Annotated in this window: 21 protein-coding genes; 12 read left to right on the top strand and 9 right to left on the bottom strand. The window is 73.4% G+C overall.

The window, feature by feature from the left end; all coding sequences use genetic code 11:
• Positions 1-31: 31 nt before the first annotated feature.
• Positions 32-751: a pectate lyase gene (locus J2S44_RS04120; protein ID WP_310409135.1), complete on the top strand. Its 720-nt coding sequence runs from the start codon at positions 32-34 to the stop codon at positions 749-751.
• A gap of 98 nt (positions 752-849) precedes the next feature.
• Here J2S44_RS04120 and J2S44_RS04115 read toward each other — a convergent pair whose 3' ends face one another.
• Positions 850-2,298, bottom strand: coding sequence for a diguanylate cyclase domain-containing protein (locus J2S44_RS04115; protein WP_310409134.1), 1,449 nt, complete (start codon positions 2,296-2,298; stop codon positions 850-852).
• A 262-nt stretch (positions 2,299-2,560) separates the two neighbouring features.
• Here J2S44_RS04115 and J2S44_RS04110 point away from each other — a divergent pair, with 262 nt between their 5' ends.
• Complete coding sequence (locus J2S44_RS04110; RefSeq protein WP_310409132.1) at positions 2,561-3,505, top strand: NADP-dependent oxidoreductase; 945 nt, start codon at positions 2,561-2,563, stop codon at positions 3,503-3,505.
• Positions 3,506-3,513: 8 nt separating this feature from the next.
• Here the strand turns inward: J2S44_RS04110 and J2S44_RS04105 are convergent, their stop codons facing one another.
• On the bottom strand, positions 3,514-3,681 hold the full coding sequence (locus J2S44_RS04105; protein ID WP_310409130.1) for a hypothetical protein: 168 nt from the start codon (positions 3,679-3,681) through the stop codon (positions 3,514-3,516).
• Here J2S44_RS04105 and J2S44_RS04100 point away from each other — a divergent pair, their 5' ends adjacent.
• Positions 3,682-6,441, top strand: coding sequence for an AAA family ATPase (locus tag J2S44_RS04100; RefSeq protein ID WP_310409129.1), 2,760 nt, complete (start codon positions 3,682-3,684; stop codon positions 6,439-6,441).
• Positions 6,442-6,693: 252 nt separating this feature from the next.
• Complete coding sequence (locus J2S44_RS04095) at positions 6,694-7,806, top strand: serine hydrolase domain-containing protein (RefSeq protein WP_310429471.1); 1,113 nt, start codon at positions 6,694-6,696, stop codon at positions 7,804-7,806.
• Between the two features lie 116 nt (positions 7,807-7,922).
• Here J2S44_RS04095 and J2S44_RS04090 read toward each other — a convergent pair whose 3' ends face one another.
• From J2S44_RS04090 to J2S44_RS04065, 6 genes are all read right to left on the bottom strand, one after another.
• The gene (locus J2S44_RS04090) at positions 7,923-9,395 is read right to left on the bottom strand and encodes a right-handed parallel beta-helix repeat-containing protein (protein ID WP_310409127.1); all 1,473 of its coding nucleotides are present in this window, start codon (positions 9,393-9,395) and stop codon (positions 7,923-7,925) included.
• Between the two features lie 101 nt (positions 9,396-9,496).
• Positions 9,497-10,111: a GOLPH3/VPS74 family protein gene (locus J2S44_RS04085; RefSeq protein WP_310409126.1), complete on the bottom strand. Its 615-nt coding sequence runs from the start codon at positions 10,109-10,111 to the stop codon at positions 9,497-9,499.
• A 110-nt stretch (positions 10,112-10,221) separates the two neighbouring features.
• Positions 10,222-11,073, bottom strand: coding sequence for a siderophore-interacting protein (locus J2S44_RS04080; protein ID WP_310409124.1), 852 nt, complete (start codon positions 11,071-11,073; stop codon positions 10,222-10,224).
• A 10-nt stretch (positions 11,074-11,083) separates the two neighbouring features.
• Complete coding sequence (locus tag J2S44_RS04075) at positions 11,084-12,124, bottom strand: FecCD family ABC transporter permease (RefSeq protein ID WP_310409122.1); 1,041 nt, start codon at positions 12,122-12,124, stop codon at positions 11,084-11,086.
• A complete protein-coding gene (locus J2S44_RS04070) occupies positions 12,121-13,131 on the bottom strand; it encodes a FecCD family ABC transporter permease (RefSeq protein ID WP_310409121.1) in 1,011 nt (336 codons plus the stop codon). The genes J2S44_RS04075 and J2S44_RS04070 overlap by 4 nt, the downstream gene beginning before the upstream one ends.
• Positions 13,128-14,036, bottom strand: coding sequence for an ABC transporter substrate-binding protein (locus J2S44_RS04065; protein ID WP_310409119.1), 909 nt, complete (start codon positions 14,034-14,036; stop codon positions 13,128-13,130). The genes J2S44_RS04070 and J2S44_RS04065 overlap by 4 nt, the downstream gene beginning before the upstream one ends.
• 133 nt (positions 14,037-14,169) lie before the next feature.
• Between J2S44_RS04065 and J2S44_RS04060 the strand changes: the two genes are divergently transcribed.
• The 4 genes from J2S44_RS04060 to J2S44_RS04045 all read left to right on the top strand — a co-directional run bounded on the left by J2S44_RS04060 (position 14,170) and on the right by J2S44_RS04045 (position 18,890).
• Positions 14,170-14,661, top strand: coding sequence for a hypothetical protein (locus J2S44_RS04060; RefSeq protein ID WP_310409118.1), 492 nt, complete (start codon positions 14,170-14,172; stop codon positions 14,659-14,661).
• A gap of 284 nt (positions 14,662-14,945) precedes the next feature.
• A complete protein-coding gene (locus tag J2S44_RS04055; protein WP_310409116.1) occupies positions 14,946-15,743 on the top strand; it encodes a hypothetical protein in 798 nt (265 codons plus the stop codon).
• 19 nt (positions 15,744-15,762) lie between these two features.
• Positions 15,763-16,611 carry a hypothetical protein gene (locus J2S44_RS04050; RefSeq protein ID WP_310409114.1) on the top strand — a complete coding sequence of 283 codons (849 nt, stop codon included), beginning with the start codon at positions 15,763-15,765 and terminating at the stop codon, positions 16,609-16,611.
• Entirely contained in the window at positions 16,605-18,890 is a 2,286-nt protein-coding gene (locus J2S44_RS04045) for a M48 family metalloprotease (RefSeq protein ID WP_310409111.1), read from the top strand. The genes J2S44_RS04050 and J2S44_RS04045 overlap by 7 nt, the downstream gene beginning before the upstream one ends.
• Positions 18,891-18,898: 8 nt before the next feature.
• Here J2S44_RS04045 and J2S44_RS04040 read toward each other — a convergent pair whose 3' ends face one another.
• Positions 18,899-19,354, bottom strand: coding sequence for a hypothetical protein (locus J2S44_RS04040; protein ID WP_310409109.1), 456 nt, complete (start codon positions 19,352-19,354; stop codon positions 18,899-18,901).
• A 102-nt stretch (positions 19,355-19,456) separates the two neighbouring features.
• On the opposite strand from J2S44_RS04040, the gene J2S44_RS04035 reads away from it, so the two are divergent.
• The 4 genes from J2S44_RS04035 to J2S44_RS04020 all read left to right on the top strand — a co-directional run bounded on the left by J2S44_RS04035 (position 19,457) and on the right by J2S44_RS04020 (position 21,295).
• The gene (locus tag J2S44_RS04035) at positions 19,457-19,615 is read left to right on the top strand and encodes a hypothetical protein (RefSeq protein ID WP_310409108.1); all 159 of its coding nucleotides are present in this window, start codon (positions 19,457-19,459) and stop codon (positions 19,613-19,615) included.
• Between the two features lie 136 nt (positions 19,616-19,751).
• Positions 19,752-20,513: a restriction endonuclease gene (locus J2S44_RS04030; RefSeq protein WP_310409107.1), complete on the top strand. Its 762-nt coding sequence runs from the start codon at positions 19,752-19,754 to the stop codon at positions 20,511-20,513.
• 102 nt (positions 20,514-20,615) lie between these two features.
• Entirely contained in the window at positions 20,616-20,942 is a 327-nt protein-coding gene (locus tag J2S44_RS04025; protein ID WP_310409105.1) for a PadR family transcriptional regulator, read from the top strand.
• Positions 20,939-21,295: a DUF1048 domain-containing protein gene (locus tag J2S44_RS04020; protein ID WP_310409103.1), complete on the top strand. Its 357-nt coding sequence runs from the start codon at positions 20,939-20,941 to the stop codon at positions 21,293-21,295. Before J2S44_RS04025 ends, J2S44_RS04020 begins: the two co-directional genes overlap by 4 nt.

Here is a 21,295-nt window from a genome sequence, read left to right as displayed (position 1 = left end):
AGAGAGTGGGTAACGACGAAAGGTCGAGACCATGAGAACACCACGCGTGCTCCTCGGCGCCGCCGTGCTGGCCGCGGCGATGGTCGGCTCCGTGTCCGTGACGAGCCTGGCGTCCGCCGACGCCGACGTCCCGGTTCCCCAGACGATCCAGGTCTCCGGCACGTTCAACGGCGGCGGGAACCGCTACTACGGCACCGGCGACCTCGGCAGCGGCGGCCAGAACGAGGGCCAGGACCCGCTGTTCCGGCTGGCCAACGGCGCGACCCTGACGAACGTCGTGCTGGGTGCCCCGGCCGCCGACGGCGTGCACTGCGCCGGCTCCTGCACGTTGCGCAACGTCACCTGGCAGGACGTGGGCGAGGACGCCGCCACCTTCCGCGGCACCAACGCGACGGTGCTGATCGAGGGCGGCAGCGCGGCCAAGGCGTCCGACAAGGTCTTCCAGGACAACCGCGGCGCCGGCGGGTCGGTGACCATCCGCAACTTCACGGTCAACGACTTCGGCAAGCTCTACCGTTCCTGCGGCAACTGCTCCACGCAGGCGGCCCGCTCGGTGACCCTGCAGAACATCACCGCCTCCGACGGTGACGTGCTCGTCGGCATCAACATCAACTACGGCGACACGGCGCGGCTGTCCGGGCTCAACGTGGGCTCCATCGGCATCTGCGACCTCTACAACGGCAACAACAGCGGCGACGAGCCGGTGAAGGTCGGCGAGGGCCCGAACAACACCAACTGCAGAGTCTCCTGACCGATCGATGCGATCCGGCCCCTCGGCACGTTCCGGGGGGCCGGATCGGCGCGGCCGACGGGGCCACGGAGGGCGTCCGGCGGTGACCGTCCCGGTGGTCAGGACTCCGGGGTGGCGTGGTGGATGCGGTTGCGGCCGGCGGCCTTGGCCGCGTACATGGCGGCGTCCGCGCGGCGCAGCTGCTGGTCGGCGTCGCTGCCCGGGGGTGCGGTGATCACGCCGATGCTCGCGCCGATGCGGACCGCGCCGGCCGGGGTGTCGATCGGCGCGGTCAGCATCCGGAGGATGCGCTGTGCGATCTGGCCGGCCTGGGCGTCGTCGGCGTGCGGGAGGATGACGGCGAACTCGTCGCCGCCGAGGCGGGCGACGATGTCGCCGGAGCGCACCACGCCGCCGATGCGCTGGGCGACGGCGGTCAGCACGGTGTCGCCGGTGTCGTGGCCGTGGGTGTCGTTGACCGGTTTGAAGCCGTCCAGGTCGATGTAGAGCAGCGCGGTCGGGCCGGCCGGGGTGCCGAGCGCGGCCTGCCAGCGGTCGTGGAAGCGGCGCCGGTTGGCCAGGCCGGTCAGCTGGTCCGTGGAGGCCAGGTTCTCCGCCGCGCGCAGGGTGCTGGCCAGCAGCCGTACCACGCCCTCGAGCCGGGCGATGACGAGCAGGAACAGGATCGTGCAGCCGCCGATGATGATCGGCACGTCGATCGGCATGTCGCGCAGCCACTCGATGGCCAGCACCGCCGGCGCCATCAGGCTGGCGAGGGCGAGCGCGACGAGCCGGCCGGGGGACACCGAGGCCGGTGCGGTCGCCGGTCCGGGCCGGGACAGCGCGGCCATCGACGGGTGCAGCGCGGCGGCGCCGCCGAGCGCCTGCATGGCCAGCCAGGTGACGTCGACCGGGTGGCCGGGGTGGTAGCCGATGCTGAGCTCGAGCAGGGCGTAGACGACGTCGCCGATGAGCAGCACGATCATGCTGGCGACGAAGAGGCGGTACGCCGGTGGCCGGTCGCCGCGCCCGGTCGCCAGCCGTACCAGCACCGCCAGCATGAGGATGTCGGCCACCGGGTACGCCAGTGACACCGTCCGCGCCAGCGGGCTCAGGTCGTCGGCGCGCACGTGCGGCACGATGAGGTACACCCAGGCCAGCATCGCCGCACCGGTCGAGAGCACCGCGGCGTCGAGGAGGCCGGGGAGGTCCCGGCCGGGCCGCCGGGCGCGGACCAGGCCGGCGATCGCCACCACCAGCGACGCGCTGAACGTCAGGTACAGCACGTCGGAGAAGGACGGGAACGCGTCGCGCTGCCACACCGCCGTCTGGATCCAGTACAGGACCTCGGCCACGGCGAACAGCAGCCGGGCGCCGGCCATCAGGTACCACGGCCAGCGCACGGCCGGCCGGTGCCGGTGGACGCCGACCATGATCGCCGCGGCGGCGGACGCGCCGAGCAGCCCGACGAGCACCGTCTGGACCGCGTCGGCGGGTATCGCGTAGTAGACCACGATGACCAGCGCGGACCATGCCAGATAGACCGCCCATGCCGCGTTCCGCGTCATGTCGCCGTCCTCCTTCGCGGTGTTCCGGGCCGCCGGCCGGCAGTGGTCCCCGGCTGTCCTATCGGCGGTCCACCGCCACCATCTGAGCCACCGGTCCCGACCGCGTCCGTGCCGGGGTCGGCCGGGCCCGCCCCGGACGCGGTTAGGCGACTCTCACGGATACGTCCGGGTGCCCGGAGGGTGCATTCTCGCTGGTGAGCGGCTGCGTCAGCGCCGCGCTGTGCACGGAGTCCGGGAGCTTTCCCCAGCAAGGAGCGCGGTAGTGAAGGCAGTGCGATTCGACCGGTACGGCGGTCCCGAGGTGCTACGCGTCGCGGAGGTGCCGCGCCCGGCGCCCCGGCCGGACCAGGTCCTGGTGGAGGTGGTCAGCGCCGCACTCAACCCGGGCGAGATCGGCATCCGGGAGGGCGTCTTCGCCCGCATCTGGCCGGCGCGGTTCCCCGAGGGGCAGGGCAACGACTTCTCCGGCGTCGTCACCGAGGTCGGTGCGGAGGTCGGCGACGTCACCCCGGGCCAGCACGTTCTCGGCTTCGCGCCGCGCGCCGCGCAGGCCGAGTTCGTGGCCGTCGACGCCACGGCGCTGGCGCCGAAGCCGTCCGGTCTCGGCTGGGACGAGGCCGCGACGGTCGCGGGCGCCGGTGCGACCGCGTGGGCCGCGGTGGCGGCGGTCGACCCGCGCCCCGGCGAGACGGTGGTGGTGTCGGCCGCGGCCGGCGGCGTCGGGAGCTTCGCGGCCCAGCTGGCCGCGTGGCGGGGTGCGCGGGTGATCGGCACCGCCGGCGACGGCAACCTCGAGTTCCTCGCGTCGCTGGGAATGACGCCGGTCCGGTACGGTCCCGGTCTGCTGGACCGGATCCGGGAGGTGGCTCCGGCGGGCGTCGACGCCTACATCGACACGTTCGGTGCCGGCAACGTGGACACCGCCGTCGCCCTGGGTGTGCCGCCGCACCGGATCAACACCAACGCCGACGGGCAGGCCGTGCGCCGGTACGGCGTGCGCGGCGACGCGCAGGAGCAGGCGAACACGCCGCGGATCTGGGCGGAGCTGGCCACGCTGGCGGCTCAGGGCCACCTGACCATCCCGAACACCCGGGGGTACCCGCTCGGTGAGGTGGCCGCCGCGTACCGCGATCTGGCCACCCGGCACGTCCGCGGTAAGCGGGTGCTGCACGTGATGGCCCCCGGGCGGCGGGCCGGCCTGGTCTGATCCGGCCGTCACGGGTGCGGCAGCGTGCGCAGCTCCTCGTCGACGCGGCGGACGCCGACGTCGTTGTAGATCTGGCGGGCGAGGTCGCGCGCCAGCTCGAGGTCGGCGCGCGCGGCCGGCGTGTCCCCGAGTTCACGGGCGGCCCGCGCCCGTACCTCCAGCGCCCACGCGCGCACGTGCGTGAGCTCGCCACCGTGCTGAACGTCTTCGACGCGGTCCAGGCCGGACGCGGCGGGGTCCTGGCGATCAGCGGTCAGGCCGGCGTGGGCAAGTCCAGGCTGGTGCAGGAGGCGGTCGGCCGGCACGGCATGGACCTGCGGATCATCACGACCACCGGCGCGCAGTTCGAGGCCGGCCTGCCGTACACGGCGCTGCAGCAGGTGTGCGCGCCGCTGCTGGAGGACCTGGGATCGCTGGCCGCCGCGCACGCCGAGGCGCTGAGCCGCGCCTTCGCGCTGGACCGGGCGCTGCCGGGCCGGCCGATGGCCGACGACGGCTTTCTCACGCTGGGCGTCGGCGTGCAGGCGCTGCTGGCCCGTGCCGCCGCGCGGACGCCGGTGATCTGGGTCGTCGACGACGTGCAATGGATCGACGAGGCGAGCGCCCGGATCCTCGCCTTCGTCGCCCGCCGGATCGCCAGCACGTCGGCGGGCCTGGTCGTCGCCGCCCGTGACGACGACGTGCTGGCGTCGTTCGGCGGCGCGTCGCTGCGACTGGCGGGGCTGCCCGACCCGGAGGCCCGTGACCTGCTGACCGCCGCGGTGGGTACCCCGCTCGACCCTCGGGTACGGGACCGGATCGTCGCCGAGGCCCGGGGGAACCCGTTGGCGCTGCTGGAACTGCCCCACGCGATCTCCACGGCCGGGCTCGTCGGTGGATACGGCTGCCCGCCGCACCAGCCGCTGCCGGAGACCCTGGAGGCGGAGTTCGGGCGGCGGCTGGCCGCGCTGCCGGAGGCGTCCTCGATGCTGTGCCTGCTGGCGGCCGCGGAGCCGACGGGTGAGGCCGCGCTGCTCTGGCAGGCCACGGCACGGCTGGGCATCCCCGCCGCGGCGGGAACGGCGGCCGAGGCCACCGGGCTCGTCTCGTTCGGCGCCCAGGTGCTGTTCCGTCATCCGCTGGCACGAGCCGCCGCGTACCACGGTGGCAGCGACGCCCAGCGCCGCGCCGCGCACCGGGCGCTGGCCGACGTGATCGACCCGGTGCGCGACCCCGACCGTCGTGCCTGGCACCTGGCCAGCGCCGCGACCGGGCCGGACGAGGCCGTCGCCGCCGAGCTTGCCCGCTGCGCCGACCGCGCCCGCGCCCGTGGCGGTGCCGCCGCCGCGGCCGTCTTCCTGGAACAGGCGGCGCACCTCACGCCGGATCCGCGGCAGCGCGCCGGCCGGTTGCTGGCGGCGGCCGCGGCCAAACGGGCCGCCGGGTGGGTCCCGGACGCGACGGCGCTCCTGGCCGAGGCGGCACGCGATCCCCGCGACGCGCGGCAGGTGGCGCTGACGGAGGTGCTGCGGGCCCGGCTCGCGTTCGACCTGCGTCGCGACCCGGACGCGTTGATGCGGCTGTTGACCGCGGGCGAGCACGCCGTCGCGGTCGATGCCGTGCTGGCCCGTGAGGTGTTGCGGGAGGCGTACGCGGCGGTGGTCTTCGTCGGCCGCTACGGCACCCCGGACGCGGGTTCCCGGATCGCGGCGGCGACGGCGGTGCTGCCACCGGTCCCGGAGCCGTCGTCGCGGGACCTGCTCTTCGAGGGACTGTTCACCGAACGGCTGGACGGCCCGGCGGCGGCGACCGCGGTGCTGCGGCGCGCCGTCGACCGGTACACCGAGGAGCCGGCGAGCCGCTACACGCTCGGAGATCTCTGGCTGGCCTGCGCCGCCACGCTGGAGTGCTGGGACGAGAACGCGTTCCGGGAGGTGGCGCACAACCAGCTGCGGGCGGTCCGGGACAGCGGCGCGATCAGCTCACTGCCCGTGGCGTTGAGCTACCGGGCGCTGGCCCACGTCTACGAGGGACAGTTCGCCGAGGCGCAGCGGCTCGTGGACGAGAGCCACCGGATCGCGGCGGATCTGGGCACCCCGGCGATGGCCTACGTCGACGTCACCATCGCCGCCTGGCGGGGGGACCAGGCCGCGGTCGAGCAGATCGCCGCCGTCGCGACGGCGGACGCCACGGTACGCAAGGAGGGCCGGCTGCTGACCGCCGTCGAGTACGCGCGTGCCGTGCTCCTCAACGGCCTGGGCCGGTACGGCGAGGCGATGGACGTCAGCGCCCGGGCCGCGTTGCTGGATGAGGTCGCGTTCCGGACCACCGTCCCGGGTGAGTTCATCGAGGGCGCGGTCGGTGCCGGGCGCGTCGATCTGGCCGTGTCCGCGGTGCAGCGGCTGCGGCGGGCGGTGGCCGGTGCCACCGACCGGGACTGGGCGATGGGTCTGCTCAGCCGCTGCGAGGCGCTCGTCGCGGACGACGCCGACCTCGCCGAGCAGCGGTTCCAGGACGCCGTCGCGCGGTTCTCCCGCACCACGCTGCTGACCGAACTGGCCCGCACCCAGCTGCTGTACGGCGAGTGGCTGCGCCGGGCCGGCCGGGACGCACCGGCGCGCACGGCACTGCGGGCGGCCTACGAGAGCCTGACCGCGCTCGGCGCCGGTGCGTTCGCCGCCCGGGCCCGCCGTGAGCTGACGGCTGCCGGCGGCCGCCCGCGCCACTCCGCCGCGCGGGCCGGTGCCCGGCTCACCGACCAGGAGCGGCAGGTCGCTCTCGTGGTCGCCGGCGGCGCCACCAGCAAGGAGGCCGCCGGCCAGCTGTATCTGAGCCCGCGCACCGTCGACGCGCATCTGCGCAGCATCTTCGCCAAGCTCGGCGTGACGTCCCGGCGGCAGCTGGCGGAGGCGTTGCGGCGTGCCGACGCGACGGACCGGGTGCCCGACCGGCTGTGACGCGGCGGCCCGCGGGCGTGGCGGGAGCCGTGCTCACCGCTGGTCGCCGGGGGACGACGGCGCGTCGATGCGACGGTTTGCCCTACCCCCGATCGGCCTGCCAGCGGGATCGTCGGCCGCGGTGCGGCCCGCGAGGATTGATCCGCACATATCGCTTACGCGCCCAACGGCGTAGCCGAGGAGTCGACTCTCGTGTTCCACCATCACCATGTACCGACGCCGGGTGTGTCACGGCGTGGCCGCCGGGCCGCGATGCTGGCCGCGGCCCTGACCGTGACCGTGGCCGCGGGGGTCGCCGGCGGCGCGCCGACCGCGGTGGCCGGGGACGCGGCGTCGCCGGTCAGGGCGGGCCTGGCGGCGCTCGTCGACGCGGACGGGTTCCCCGCCGCGACGGCCGCCGTGCGGCGCGGCGACGGCCGCACCCGCGACTACACCGCCGGCCGGGCCGACCTGGGCAGTGGCGCGCCGGTGCCGCCCGACGGCCGGTTCCGGGTGGGCAGCACCACGAAGACGTTCACCGCGGTGACGGTGCTGCAACTGGTCGGGGAGGGGCGTGTTCGGCTCGACGAACCGATCGAGACGTACCTGCCGGGTCTGGTGCGCGGCGAGGGGATCGACGGCCGGGCCATCACCGTCCGGCAGCTGTTGCAGCACACCAGCGGCCTGCCCAACTACACCGCCGTGCTGGGCGGGGACTGGTTCGACATCCGGCACCGTTACTACGAACCCCGCGAGTTGCTCGACATCGCGCTGGCGCATCCGGCGAACTTCGCGCCGGGGACGCGGTGGGAGTACAACAACACCAACTATCTGCTCGCGGGTCTGATAGTGCAGCGGGTGACCGGGCGTCCGCTGGCTGAGGAGATCGACAACCGGATCATCCGGCGTGCCGGGCTGACCGAGACCTACTTCCCGCCGGTCGGGGAGCAGCGGATCCGCGGTGCGCATCCGCGCGGCTACCACCGCCCCGCGCCCGGCGAGCCGCTGCGCGACATCACCACCCTCGATCCGTCGTGGGCGTGGGCGGCCGGTCAGATCGTCTCCACGCCGCGGGACATCAACGCGTTCTTCGGCGCGCTGCTGGCGGGCCGGCTGCTCGGAGCGGCGGAGCTGGCGCAGATGCGCACCACGGTGGAGGCGCCGGGGACGTGGGCCGGGGCCCGCTACGGTCTGGGCCTGTTCAGCACGCCGCTGACCTGCGGGGGGCTCGTGTGGGGCCATGGCGGTGACATCCCCGGCTACGAGAGCCGGGGCGGCGCCACCGACGACGGTCGCGCGGTCACGGTGGTCGTCACGGCGCTGCCGGAGACCGAGGCGGCGGCCCAGCACGTCCTCGACGTGGTGGACACGGCCCTCTGCCGCTGACGCCGGGCCGGCTTCCCACGGCGGGCCGCCGTGGGAAGCCGTGCGGAACAGCCCGTGTGCGACCGCCGGCGTCCCCCGGACCGCGGTCGTGGAGGGCTCGCCGGCGGGGCGGTGGGTCAGGTGATCGAGTTGTAGACCGGGACGAAGCCGAGGCTCACCCCGGCGGCGTCGAAGACCTCGATCCGGCGGACCACCGAGCCGGGCCGGGTGGCGGCGGCCGCGTTGCCGACACCGAGGCCGCCCATGGCGATCACCTTGCCGGTCGCCTTGATCATGTCGACCTTGCCGGGCACCGGGTCCTTCACGGGCTGCATGATCACGGTGTCGGCGGGCGCGTAGGTGTGGTTCACGGCCTCGATCTGGTTCCAGGCGACGGTGACGTTGGTCGCGGGCGGAGTGATCGTGCCGTCCTTCAGCTGCTCCGTCGGCTTCACCCAGATCGCCGGGCGGTTCTCCGGGTCCTGCTGGTGGCACTGGTTGCCGACCACGACCGCGTTGTCGGTGGACTGGTTGATCGCGATGCAGGTCGACGCGCGGTTGTTCTGGATCCGGTTGCCCGTGACGGTGACGCCCACGGTGTACAGCACGTTGATGTTGCCGAGGTTGTTCTCCAGCGTGTTGCCGGTGATCGTCACGCCGTAGGCGCGCGGCTTGTCCGGCTCCGGCGTCGGGTTCTCCGGCGATTCCCCGTGCTTGCGCTGGCCGTCGATCTCGATGCCGCGCAGGACGCACCGGGTGACGGTGTTGCCGGAGACGACGAGGTTCTTCACCGCCTGCGTGTAGATGCCGGACTGGCCGCACGCGGTGATGGTGTTGCCGGAGACCACGGTGCGATCGGAGCCGGCCAGGACGCAGATGCCGTCGTAGTAGTCGGAGGTCTCCGCCCACGGGCGCACGGCCTCGGGGGTGTCCCACCAGTCCATCGCCACGTGGTTGCCGATGATGCGGATGTCGCGGCCGTTGACGGAGATGCCCTGCCGGGTGCCCTCGACGACGCACTCGGTGATGAGCACGTCGTCGGAGAGGGCCGGCTGGTTCTCGGCGGCCGGGACGGCGTCGAAGACGGCGATCCCGGTCCACCGGACGTCGATCACCCGGACGCCGCGCACGATGCAGCGCTTCGCCTTGGCCAGCAGCAGGCCGTCGTACTGCTGGGTGCGGTCGGTGTCGCGGATCGTCAGATCCTCGACGGTGACCTCGCGGACGTCGGTCAGGCTCAGCACCCGCCGGGCCCCCGTTCGGCTGGGGGCGCCACCGGTGAGCGCGAGCGTCGCCCCGTTGCCGGCGATCGTCGCGTTCGCGTACCCGGTGAGGCTGATCTCGTCGCTGACCCGGAACACCCGGCCGGCCGGGAAGTACACGCTCTTCTGCGGCCGGGCCGCCTTCGCCGCGTTCAGCGCGGCCTGGATCTTCGCGGTGTCGTCGGTGACCCCGTCCCCGGCCGCGCCGTGGTCGAGGACCGAGATCCAGCCCTCGTCCGCCGGTGCCGCCCGGGCGGCCGTCGGCGCGATGACCGCCGCGCCGGTGGCCGCCGCCCCGCCGACCACCGCGGCCCGCAACGCATTACGTCTGCTGAAGATGTCCGTCACGCAGCAGAGGCTAACGAAGATCACCTATCCGCGGGAACCCTCTCGGTGACCGGCCGTGGCGTGCCCGATCCGGCGGCGGCGGATCCCGCCCCTCGCGGGGACTACGTGTAGGTGTCCGCGATCGCGTTCTTGACGGCGGTGCGCAGGTCCTCGATGACGCCGGTGAAGCGGGGCTTGATCGTGTGCTTCGGCAGGCCGGGGAAGGCGCGCCGGTGCCAGTCCGCGGCCGTGACCAGCGCGACCAGCGCCTGCGTGCGGTCGTCCGGTGTGGCGTGCGGGTCGGTGACGGCCGCGTGCATCAGCCGGCGCCGTGCGGTCTCGGCGGCGGGCTCCACCCCGCCCGGTGACGGATAGCGGGTGAACGGGACGACGAGCAGCACCTTCCGGTCGTGCCGTTCCACGACGCCGGTCTCGACCAGCCGGTCCAGCACCGGCTGGAGCGCCTTCTTCGACAGCAGGTTCACCGCGTCCTTCGGGCGGCGCGGTGCCGGGTCGGCGGTGAGCGTGGCGAGCGCGGTGTCGGCCGGCGGCGAGCCGGTCGGGGTCGGGTCGAGCACGGTGACGCGTCCGTCGTGGACCGCGATCCGGCCGGCCAGTGCCAGCTCCATCAGGTGCGCGCCGGCGACGGCGAAGTTCACGGCGGTGCCGGTACCCCACGCGGTGCCGTCGGTGTCGTACGCGATCAGGACCAGTTCCTCGGCCAGCGACATCGTCATGACCGAAACGGTATGGCACCCACCCGCGCGCCGGCGTCAGCCCGCGGTGGGAGCGGTGCGGTCCCACCCGCGACGGACCCGCACCGCTCGCCGGCTGACGTCGACCGATGTCAGGGCACGAGGGCGCTGCCGAGCTTCCAGTAGCCGAGGAAGGAGACGCGCTCCTTGTCGATGCCGCGGTCGCGGGTGAGGTGTTGCCGGATCCGGGTCACGGAGCCGGACTCGCCGGCGAGCCAGGCGTAGAAACCGGTGCCGAGCCGGCGGGCGGCGTCCGCCTCGCGGTCCGCCCAGGCGCGCACCGCGGCCTCCACGGCGTGGCCGTGGACGGTGGCGCGCCGCACCGGGTGGACCGTGTGCCGGTCGCGGGCGGCGCCGGAGACGAGGTCGTCGGCCGGGTCGGCGGTCTCGACGAGGACCGTGGCGCGGACGTCGCCGTGCAGGTCGGCCAGGATGTTGCGGATCGCCGGGAACGCGGTCTCGTCGCCGACGACGAGCACGTCGCGAGCGTCGCCGGGGGTCCAGCAGATGCCGTACCCGGTGTAGCCGGCCCGCACGTCCGGGCCGGTGACGACGAGTTCGTCGCCGGGGCGGGCGGTCAGCGCCCAGGTGGAGGCGGGACCGGGCGGCTGGTGGACGACGAAGTCGACGTCGATCTCGCCGGCGTCGGCGCGGATCGCCGCGGGGGTGTAGGTGCGCAGCACGTTGCGGTCGGCGGCGGGCAGCGCGCGCCAGCGGGCGTACCAGTGCGAGGGGTGCGGTGTCGGCTCGTCGAGCAGGCCGAAGTCGGCGGTACCGCCGCCCGGCAGCGGGAGCACCAGTTTGATGCGCTGGTCGACGCCCCACGGGGCGAAGTGCCGCAGCGACTCGCCGGCGAGCGTGACCCGGACGAAGCCGGGGCTCAACTGCCGGACCGCGCGGACGCGCACGCGGAAGGCGCTGTACGCCCAGGGCCGGTCGTTCATCGAGTCTCCTTCAGGCATGCCGGCGGATCTCCCGGACGATCATGGCGACCAGGTACGCGCCACCCACCGACACGGTCACCACCCCGACGGGCAGGGTGACCGGCAGCAGGTGCTGCGCGACCAGGTCGGAGGCGAGCAGCAGCGTGCCGCCGACGAACGCCGACAGACCCGTCGACAGATAGGGGGTACGGGCGGCGCGCCGGGCGATCTGCGGCGCGGCGAGCGCGATGAACGCGACCGGGCCGACCACCGCGGTGGCGATCGAGACCAGCGCGACCGCGACGACGAGCGCGCCGCGGCGTACCCCGGCGGGTCGTGCCCCGGTCGCGGTGGCGACGTCGTCACCCAGGTCGAGCTGGCGCAGCCGGGGCCCGAGCACGGCCAGCACGGCCAGCAGCGGGATCGCGCAGACGGCCGCCCCACGTACCGCGGTGGCGGTGACGCCGTTGAGGGACCCGGCCCCCCACGCGGAGGCGAACATCGCGGTCTCCAGCTCCACCTGCAGCAGCAGCCAGGTGTTGACGGAGGACAGCAGCGCGGAGACGCCGATCCCGACGATGATCAGGCGGAAGCCGGTGATGCCCTGCCGGTGGGCGAGCAGCCAGATCAGCGCCGCCGCCGTGGTGCCGCCGAGGACGGCGCCGAGGGTCAGCAGCGTCCAGTCACCGGTGCCGGTCGCCACGACCAGCAGCATCCCGGTGAACGCGCCGTTGCCGAGGCCGAGCACGTCCGGGCTGGCCAGCGGGTTGCGGGTGACGGTCTGGAACAGCGCGCCGGCGACGCCGAGCACCGCGCCGAGCAGGACCGCGGCGAGTGTGCGCGGCAGCCGCCACTGGATCACCACGGTACGGTCGAGCGCGCCACCGTGGCCGGTCAGCGCCAGGACCACCTGACGCGGGGACAGCGTGTACGTGCCGAGGCCGAGCGACACCACGGCGAGGACGGCGATGACGGCGGCCAGCAGCGCCCCGACGATCAGGCTCCGCCGCCGGACCGGCACCGAGACCGCGCCGATCCGCAGCAGCAGACGGTGGTATCCGACGTCCATCATGGTCCACCCGACCGGCGGCGGCGGGCGAGCACGATCAGCAGCGGCGCGCCGACGAACGCGGTCACGATCCCGACCGGCATCTCGGCGGGCGCGATGAGGACCCGTCCGAGGACGTCGGCGAGCAGGATCAGGGTGGGCGCGAGCAGCACCGACACGGCGAGGATCGCGCGGTGGTCGACGCCGAACAGCCACCGGGCGACGTGCGGCACCATCAGGCCGACGAACGAGATCGGGCCGGCCAGCGCGGTGGCCGTGCCGGCCAGCAGGGTGACGGCGACGATCACTCCGGCGCGGATCAGGCGGACGTTCGCGCCCTGGGCGCGGGCGACGTCGTCACCGAGGGCGAGGGCGTTGAGCCCCGGTGCGAGCAGAAAGGCGATCACGGTGCCGGCCGCCAGGAACGGGGTGACCGGCAGGAGCACGTCGAGGTCGCGGCCCAGCAGGGAGCCGGCGTTCCAACTGCGCATGGTGTCGAACGCGTCCGGGTCGCTGAGCGCCATGCCGGTGGTGATGCCGGAGAACACCGCGCCGAGTGCCACACCGGCGAGCGTGAGCCGGATCGGGTCGGCGGCCCCGCGGCCGGACGAGCCGATCACGTACACGGCGAGCGTGACCGTCAGGGCGCCGAGGAAGGCCAGCCACACCAGGGCGGAGATGTCGCGCAGGCCGAGGAACGTGACGCCGGCCGCGACGGCGAAGGCCGCGCCCGCGTTGACACCGAGGATGCCGGGGTCGGCCAGCGGGTTGCGGGTGAACGCCTGGATGAGCGTGCCGGCGAGGCCGAGCGCGGCACCGGCGGCGATGCCGGTGACGGTACGGGGGATGCGCAGGTCGGCGACGACGTACCGGGACTGGGCGTCGCCGCCGCCGCGCAGCACGTCGAGCACGGCCGTGGGGGAGAGCGGGTTCGCGCCCACGGCGAGGGACAGCACGAGGGCGCCGGCCAGCGCGGCGAGGACGACGGCGGCGCCGGCGGTGAAGCGCCGGCGCGCCACCAGGTCACTCATCGGGTGGTGGTGAGGAACTGTTCGATGTCGTCGAGGACCTTCTGCGCACCCTTCGGGCCGACGCCGGACACCCAGTAGGACGTGTCGACCAGCGTGACCGACGGGAACTCGCGCTGGTTGTCGCGGATCGCGGCCGGGATCGTGGTGGTGTCGGTGACGTCCTTGGTGGTGACGAAGACGTGGTCGGCCTTGGCCTTGAGGATGTTCTCCGGGGAGATGTCGGCCTGCAGCCCGTCGGCCCAGTCCTGCGGGGGGATGGAGAAGCCGACGCATTCCAGCGTGCTGCCGGCGAACGACACCGGCCCGTACAGGCTCAGCGTCGTCTCGTCGCGCGGCCGGATCAGCTGTGCGGTCTTCCCGCCCACGGCGTAGGTGTCCTTGATGGAGGCGCACCGCCGCTGGTAGTCGTCGAGGAGGGTGCGGACCTGGTCGGCCCGGTTGAGCGCGTCGCCGATCAGCAGCGCGTTGTCCTGCCACGGGTCGGCCTGCGTCTTGATGAAGACGGTCGGGGCGACCGAGGCGAGCTGGTCGTAGAGCTTCGCGTGCCGCGCGTCGGTACCGAGGATCAGGTCGGGCTTGAGCGAGGCGATCGCCTCCAGGTCCGGTTCCGGCACCGTGCCGACCGGCGTGATGCCGTCGACGCCGAGGTACGACGGGATGCCGGCGACGTTGCTGGCGACGGCGGCGCCGACCGGGGTGATGCCGAGCGCGACGGCGGTGTCGAGCTCCAGCGGCTCGAGGACGACAACCCGCTGCGGGGCGTCGGGGACCTGCGTGGTGCCGCGGACGTGCGTGATGGCACGCGTGCCGGACCCCCCTGCCGCGTTCGCGTCCGGTTCGGTCGCGCAGCCGGCGAGGGTGACGGCGGCGGCCAGCGCCGCTGCCGCGATTGTCGTGAGACGCATGGGAGGGGACCTTTCGGCACGAGGATCACAAGATCATATTAGGTTAGCCTAAGCTACGCCACCGCCGCTCTTCCCGGCCGCCGGGTCCCGTGGGCGCTCCGTCTGCCGCACCGGCTGCGCCTACGCTGGGTCGATGACCGGGTACGGCCGGGCGGTGGAACATCTGGGGCCGGACGTGGCACGCGAGGTCGGCAACCGCGCGTTGCGGGTCCTCGCCGACCTGCTGGAGGACACCGATCACATCTGTACCTTCACGCCGGCGGACGCCCCGATCGGCGACGGCGGCGTGCAGGCGGCGGTGAACACGCTGATCGCGGACCCGTTCCACGCCGAGACGCTGACCCCGGCCGTCGACTGGCCGCACATCGTCCGTGAGGCGTTGCCGGCCCGGTTCATCGCCTCCTGGCGCCGGCCGCAGACCTGGGCCGACGGCACCGGGCCCCGCCGGCTGGCGGATGGCCTCACCGACTGGATCGTGGCCCACCTGGCGCACCTGTGGCCTGCCGACGCCGACTGCTGGACCGTCCGGGTCAACGAGTCGAAGGTCTACGAGAACATCTACCTCGACCTGGCGGTACGGGTGGGAGATCGCCTCTGGCTGCTGCACCTCGGTGTCTGCGACTGACGGGGCGGCATGTCAACCGGCCCGCATCGCCAGCCGAAGCGGCCCCCACGAACAGCGCGGACGGTCCGGTCCCGTACCGCCGCCATGGGCCTGCTGGGCCGGGCCGTTCGGCTCCACCGGACCGATGATCGGAGGTGGTCCGCAGCGCATGATCGGTGCGCGTGCCCGCCGGGTCGGTGCGAGGGACGGGCATGGGTGGCGGTGAGGTGTGCCCGCGGAGGCGAGGCGGTGGGAAGGCCACTCGGGACATTCTTCCTGCGAACCCATCCACCCTGGAGGAACCCATGAAGAGGCAGCTCACCGCCGCCTGTGCCGCGGCCGTGCTGAGCGGGGCGCTCCTGGGCGCGGTGCCCGCCGCGGCCGATGTACCGCAGCCGCTCCAACTCGCTCCGCGGTTCTCTCAGCGCACTGCTGCGGACCTCGACCAGGAGCTGCACGACTGCGACAGCATTCCGGAAGGGGCGATCGCGGACTTCAACGGCTGGACGTTCAGCCAGCCGGTGGACGGTGAGGCCGCGCTGGCCTACGTCATCGGTTTCGCCCACGGCCGGCCGGCCACACCGGCGATCATCGCGGTGACCGCGGGCGGTGTCATGCAGCTCTCCGCGGAGGCCGACCCCACCAAGCCGCCGGTGCAGGTGCCGCTGCACGAGGGTGTGGCCGGCGGACTGCTCGCCACCGGCGCGGACGCCGCCTGGATTCGGGTGCCGGACGACTGGTGGCTGGCATCCGGTGCACTCTCCGTCGCCACGGTGCCGGCCGGCGCGCCGACCACGTTCGAGGTATCCGGGGTGTGTCCGTCGCCGGTGACCGCGACACCCACGCCGACTACCACCGCCTCTCCGTCCGCCTCCCCGTCCGTGTCGCCCACGGCATCGCCCACGGCGTCGCCGACTGCAACGGCCGCCGTGACGGAGTCGCCCGGAGCCGTACCGACCGGTTCAGGCGGTGGCGGCGCCGGTCTGCCGATCACCGGCCCGCGCACAGGTTGGATCGTCTCGGCCGGTGTCGTGCTGACGCTGGCCGGCCTGATCCTGGCCGTGCTGGCGCGCCGGCGCACCCGCGCGACCTTCATCCCCTGATCCGCGACAGGAGCCGATGATGACAGCCATCCGTCGTGGCACGGCCGTGATCGCCGCCGCGATCCTGCTCGGTGCCTGTGTCGCCGAACCGCCACCGCCGTCCGGATCCGAGAACCCGCCGGCCGTCGGCCCGGCCTCGGCTCCGGGACCGTCACCCACCGGCGCGGCCGCCTCCTTCGGCGCCGGCACCGGCCCGGCCCCGACCGCCGCCGGTACGCCCACGGGCGGCGGCAACGTCCCCACACCGGGCGTCGAGGACGAACCACCGTCCGGCGGCGACACGACGAAACCGGCTGCGCCAGGTGCGCGGACGAAACCGGCCGCGCCCGCGCCCTCGTCGGAGACACTGCGCGGCGCCCTGCTCACCGGCGGCGACCTGGACGGCTTCACGGTCACCGGAGAGCCCGGCCAGTCCAGTGACATGGCCGGGTGCACGGCACTGGACAGCGACTTCTCCGCCGGTGCCCAGTCGGCCGCGGAAGTGCTGCTCAGCAACGGTCCGACGGGTCCGTTCGTACGGGAGCGGCTGCGTCGGCTCACGACGCCCGCCGCTCAGGCAGCGGTCCGGCGGGTCCGCAGCGCCGCGTCCGGGTGCGCGACCTACACCGCGACCGACGCACAGCTCGGTGCCGTCACGTTCACCGTGCGGACACTGGGCGGCGTGCCCGGCCTCGGCGCGGAGACCGCGGCGGTACGGATCACCATGGCGCCGGCCCGGGTAGCGGTGAAGGTCTACCAGGATTTGGTGATCACCCGTCGAGGCGACGTCATTCTGATGGTCTCCGCCACGATGGTCGGCACGCCCGACGACGCGCTGATCCGCACCGCGGCCCGGGTGGCGTACGACAAGATGCTTCGCCGATGGTGAGGTTCCTGCCGTCGGATCTGGTGATCCGGTTCCTGGTGCTGACCGCGCTGCTCACCGCGACCACCGCGTCCGTCTACGGCCACCTGTGGATCGTCACCCATCCGGCGGCCGAGCGCGCGGTCGCGGACTGTGTGTCCCTCGACGACCTGGAGCGGATGGCGGACGTGTCACCGGCGACCGCGGCCCAGGTCGAGGGCATGACCGTGGTGACCCTCGCCTGCGTCACGCCGAACGCGACCGGCATGCTCGGCTGGGCGGTCGCCGGGACCGTTCTGTTGCTGGTCACGGCGTATCTGCTGTACCGCTTGCTGCCCGTGTGGATCATCCGGTTCCGCGGTGGCGGGCTGAGGGAACTGGAGACCGGGCATCCGGCGATCGCGGCGGCGGTGCGCGGGCACGCGGTCGAGATCGGACTGCCCCGGATGCCTCGGCTGTGGTACTCGACGGCCTGGGGCGACTCGGCCGCGTTCGGCACCGGGCGGCGACCGCACGTGCGGCTGGGGGAGCGCACCATCCGGGAGTGCACGGTCGCGCGCGACGCCTTCACCGCCACGGTGCTGCACGAGCTGGCGCACGTGAAGAACCGGGACATCCGGCAGACGTACCTGACGATCGGGTTCCGCAGGGCGTTCTACGCACTCACCGTCGTGCCGTTCCTGCTCACCCTCGGGTACGAGACGCTCGTGCCGCGCGCATCGACCGTCGAGGCACAGCAGCCGGTCGCGATCGTCCTGCTCGGTGCGCTGACACTGCTGACCGCGCGCTCCGTGCTGCGCGCCCGCGAGCTGGCGGCGGACACGACCGCAGCGAGCGCGTCCGGCGGCGCGGTCGTGGCCGGTTGGCTCGGCGGCGGCACCCCCACCGGTGACGGACGGCGGCCCGAGTTCCTGCGAGATCATCCGCGCCGGGCCGGCCGGTGCCGCAACCTCGCGGAACCGTGGCGCAGACTCCGCTCTTCCCCCGCGCAGTTCTTCGCCAGCGGTGTGGCGATCTCCGTGCTGAGCGCGACCGTAACGCCGCTCGCCTGGCAACTCCTGCTCGCCTCCCGGATCGGGGGCGCGTTGCCGCCGATCCCGTTGGTGGTGTTGCTGGTGGCGCTGAGCACGGTGCTGTCCACGATCGCGCTCGCCTGGCTCGTCTCGGTGATCGCGTGGCGAGGCGTCACGGCCGCCCGTGACGGCTCGCGGGTTCCGGGCGTGGCCCGGGACGCCGCGGCGGTCGCCGGACTCGGGCTCGGCGTGGTCGTCGGCGAGCCGGCCTCGGCCGTCTACGCCAACGCGGGTGTGCTCGGCGTGCTGGACGGCGTCGGTTTCGCCGGGATCGCGGGCGCGGCGGTCTCGGTCGCCGCCCTGACGGTGTCGCTCGCCGCACTCCACCGGTGGGCTCGGGAGAACGCGCAGGCCTGGCCGTCCGCGCGCGGTGGCCTGTTCGCCACGGGTGTCACCGCCGGTACGGTCGCGTTCCTGCCGGTCTACACGACCTGGTGGATGATGCACGACCAGGCGGCGATGGCCGCGATCTATCCGTGGGCGCCCGGCACCGCGGAGATGATGAACAGCGCCTACTGGCCCGGCCCCGGCTCGGCGTGGTTGCAGGCCGTCTACCTGCCGCTCGACTTCCTCTCCGTGTTCCCCGGCACGGCCCTGATCCTGATGGTCCCGCTGCTGCTCACCGGCGTGGGACTCGCCCGGTCCCGCACCCGTGCGCCTCACCGGTGGCGCCCGTTCGGCGTGGCAGCGCTCTTGCTGATCACTCTGCCCGTGCTCGCGCTGATGGTCCGCGCCGCGGTCGGTGCCGACCCGATCGCCGACGCCGATCCGGCCGGTTCGCTGCTCTACCTCATGGACCTCACCGTCGCGGTGTCCGCCGCGTTCGCGGCCGTGACCGGGCTGGTCATCGCGCTACGCGGGGACCGCTTCGCCGCGGTGACCGCGCTCGCCACCGGCAGCGCGCTCAGCTGCCTCGCCGCACTGCTCTGCCCGCTCGCCGCACTCACCGCGATCTGCGGCCCCCGTCGCGCACTCACCTGTACCGGCGCCAGTTTCGGTGAGTTCTATCAAGTCCTCTTCGGATACGCCGGTACCGAGGGCGCGGTCAAGGCGATCGCAGCCGGCTGGGCCGGCCTCGCCGTCGGCGCGCTGCTGCGCCGGTTCGCCCGCGCGGCCCCCGCGCCGGATCGGCCGCACGGCAGCCGGCGGCTGCTCGCCGGGCTGGTGCTCACCTGCGGGGTCACGACCACCGCCACGGCATGTGTCCTGCTGGGCCTGGTATCCGCCTGAGCGCCGCGCTATCGCGGTGGGTCGCCGCCGGTGCGGCGGCTCAGCTCGGTGAGGAACGCGTCCGCGATGGCGGCGGACCGTTCGGGGTCCACACCTTTCGACGCGGCGGACGCGATCGCGATGTCGCGCAGTTCGCTGCGCCGGGCCTCGTCGAGCGGACCGACACCGGCCAGTGACGACACCTCCCGGCGGCGGCCCCACACGCGGCCCACCCAGCCGCCGGTCGCGGCGAAGGCCTGACCGAGCAGATACTCCAGCAACTGATTACCGACGAAGAGGACGATCAGGCCGAACACGGCCTCAACCGACTCGATGCCACTGCTGAGCGGGTCGCGCCGGGCGCGCCGCGCGGAGGTGAACTCGCCCGCGTCGGCCGGGAAGTACGGCAGGTTCTTCGGCGCGACCCGGGCCACGACCTCTGCGCTGACGTCCACGACGAGCTGCGGAGCCGGCCTGACAATCATGGACCCTCCCTGTCGGATGCGCAGCCACGATACCGCCGGGTGCCGGCCGCCCGATTCGGCCGCGTGGCCCGGCGATTCCCCTGTCCGGATCCTCTTCGGCGGATGATCGGCGACGGCCGCGTCGACCCGCTATGGCTGGCCGGCATCGCTCCACTACTACGCGCCGCACGTACGCACCGGATCGCCCGCGGCGCGGCGATCACCGATGATGAAGGCGCGGACGAGGGCGCCGGCAAGCGGGATGAAGCTGTCGAGGACTGACGCCGAACCCGACGCGGACGCGCTGCCGGCGTCACGCCGCTCGGCCGCATGATGAACGCTGAGCCCGCAACCACCGGCCGGCCGGTCGGCCCGCGCCGGGCGAGCCGCACCCGTCACGTGTCTGACAGAGGACTGTATGCAGCGACATGAACAACCGCCGGGGACGCCACCACCCGCACCGGTCACCGACTGGAGTGCCGCGGAGCGGAACGCCGTCGGTTGGTTGAGGTGGTTGGGTCATCGTGACGCCACACTCACCCGAGGGGGCGCGGACGGCGGCATCGACGTGATCGGCGCTCGGGTCGCTGCTCAGGTCAAATGGTACGGGAAGCCGGTTGGTGTAGGACCTGTCCGCGAGCTGGTCGGTGCGGCGGTCGGTACCCACGTGACGACCTACTTCTTCTGCAACGCGGGCTTCAGTCGTAGCGCCGTCGCCTATGCGGACCGGGCTGGTGTCGCACTGTTTCAATACTCTCCCGCGGATGGCTCCCTCCGCGCCGTCAACGTCCACGCCGAGCGGGCATACGCGACCGCGGTCCGGCATCGCACTCGGTCCGAGGCCGACATGGGGTTGAAAGCGCCGCTGCGGACCGCCTACCGATCAGTGGTCGAGGACGCTCCACCGCCGGACACGGCCGGACCTGTCAGCCGCATCGCCGTGGCGGTGGCGCTCGCACCGATCGGTATGTGTGTCGCCGGAGTGCTCGCCGTCATCGTGGTGAGAGGAATGGACTCCCCTCCGCCCCGGTGGATCGGTCAGGCCTGGGCGATCTGGATGAGCGTCGCGTGCCTTGGCGTCCTTCCGTTCGTTCTCGTCGCCAAACTCCTGCAGGACTCGAGGACCCGAACGTGGCGCCGCCACTCACGAGGCGAAGGTGAACCAACGGGCTCGGGGTAGCGGCTCCCCCGGTGCGAGCTATCTGGCACTACCGCATAGCGGTATCCGGTGCTACGTTGTAGCGGTACCCGGTAATACCGAATACCGGGACGGGAGGCGGCGATGGAAGATCTGACGGAGATGCTGAAGGGCACGCTCGAAGGGTGTGTGCTGGAGATCATCGGCCGCGAGGAGACCTACGGGTACGCGATCACCCGCCGGCTGAACGAGCTTGGCTTCGCCGACGTCATCGACGGCACGGTGTACACGATTCTGTTGCGGCTGGAACGCAACGGGCTGGTCCAGGTGACGAAACGGCCGTCGGATGTCGGGCCGCCGCGCAAGTTCTACGCGCTCAACGACGCGGGGCGCGCGGAGCTGGCGACGTTCTGGGCGAAGTGGGAGTACGTCTCGGCACGCATCGACACGCTCAGGGAGGGCGGCAGATGAGCTTCTGGGAGACCGTCACCGGCAGTGATCTCACCCGTGAATGGAACGACTTCGACGCCCGCGCGGCGGCGCTGCCGGCCGGCCACCGGGCGGCGTGGGAGCAGATCAAGACGCACCTGTTCCCGTACGGGAACTTCACCGGCCGCAACCTGTCGCCGATCGCCGATGCCGCCCTCGGGCTGCTCGAGGAGGCCGCGGCGGACGGGCGCGGCGCCGACGAGGTGCTCGGCGACGACATCCCCGGGTTCTGCGCGGCGCTGGCCGGTGGCGAGGGTGCCCGCACCTACCGCGATCGGTGGCGCGCGCAGTTGAACCGCAACGTGGCACGCCGACTGGGCCGGCTGGGAGGCTGA

It is taken from the genome of Catenuloplanes niger, from assembly GCF_031458255.1.
Classification (GTDB): domain Bacteria; phylum Actinomycetota; class Actinomycetes; order Mycobacteriales; family Micromonosporaceae; genus Catenuloplanes; species Catenuloplanes niger.
The sequence above is the reverse complement of the archived record's forward strand: the minus strand, read 5'-3'. Positions and strand labels throughout refer to the sequence as shown.

Coding starts and splice junctions, on each gene's coding strand:
- J2S44_RS04120 (WP_310409135.1), top strand. CDS start 32: ATGAGAACACCACGCGTGCTCCTCGGCGCCGCCGTGCTGGCCGCGGCG.
- J2S44_RS04115 (WP_310409134.1), bottom strand. CDS start 2,298: ATGACGCGGAACGCGGCATGGGCGGTCTATCTGGCATGGTCCGCGCTG.
- J2S44_RS04095 (WP_310429471.1), top strand. CDS start 6,694: ATGCTGGCCGCGGCCCTGACCGTGACCGTGGCCGCGGGGGTCGCCGGC.
- J2S44_RS04085 (WP_310409126.1), bottom strand. CDS start 10,111: ATGACGATGTCGCTGGCCGAGGAACTGGTCCTGATCGCGTACGACACC.
- J2S44_RS04080 (WP_310409124.1), bottom strand. CDS start 11,073: ATGAACGACCGGCCCTGGGCGTACAGCGCCTTCCGCGTGCGCGTCCGC.
- J2S44_RS04075 (WP_310409122.1), bottom strand. CDS start 12,124: ATGATGGACGTCGGATACCACCGTCTGCTGCTGCGGATCGGCGCGGTC.
- J2S44_RS04070 (WP_310409121.1), bottom strand. CDS start 13,131: ATGAGTGACCTGGTGGCGCGCCGGCGCTTCACCGCCGGCGCCGCCGTC.
- J2S44_RS04065 (WP_310409119.1), bottom strand. CDS start 14,036: ATGCGTCTCACGACAATCGCGGCAGCGGCGCTGGCCGCCGCCGTCACC.
- J2S44_RS04060 (WP_310409118.1), top strand. CDS start 14,170: ATGACCGGGTACGGCCGGGCGGTGGAACATCTGGGGCCGGACGTGGCA.
- J2S44_RS04055 (WP_310409116.1), top strand. CDS start 14,946: ATGAAGAGGCAGCTCACCGCCGCCTGTGCCGCGGCCGTGCTGAGCGGG.
- J2S44_RS04050 (WP_310409114.1), top strand. CDS start 15,763: ATGACAGCCATCCGTCGTGGCACGGCCGTGATCGCCGCCGCGATCCTG.
- J2S44_RS04045 (WP_310409111.1), top strand. CDS start 16,605: ATGGTGAGGTTCCTGCCGTCGGATCTGGTGATCCGGTTCCTGGTGCTG.
- J2S44_RS04040 (WP_310409109.1), bottom strand. CDS start 19,354: ATGATTGTCAGGCCGGCTCCGCAGCTCGTCGTGGACGTCAGCGCAGAG.
- J2S44_RS04035 (WP_310409108.1), top strand. CDS start 19,457: ATGATCGGCGACGGCCGCGTCGACCCGCTATGGCTGGCCGGCATCGCT.
- J2S44_RS04030 (WP_310409107.1), top strand. CDS start 19,752: ATGCAGCGACATGAACAACCGCCGGGGACGCCACCACCCGCACCGGTC.
- J2S44_RS04025 (WP_310409105.1), top strand. CDS start 20,616: ATGGAAGATCTGACGGAGATGCTGAAGGGCACGCTCGAAGGGTGTGTG.
- J2S44_RS04020 (WP_310409103.1), top strand. CDS start 20,939: ATGAGCTTCTGGGAGACCGTCACCGGCAGTGATCTCACCCGTGAATGG.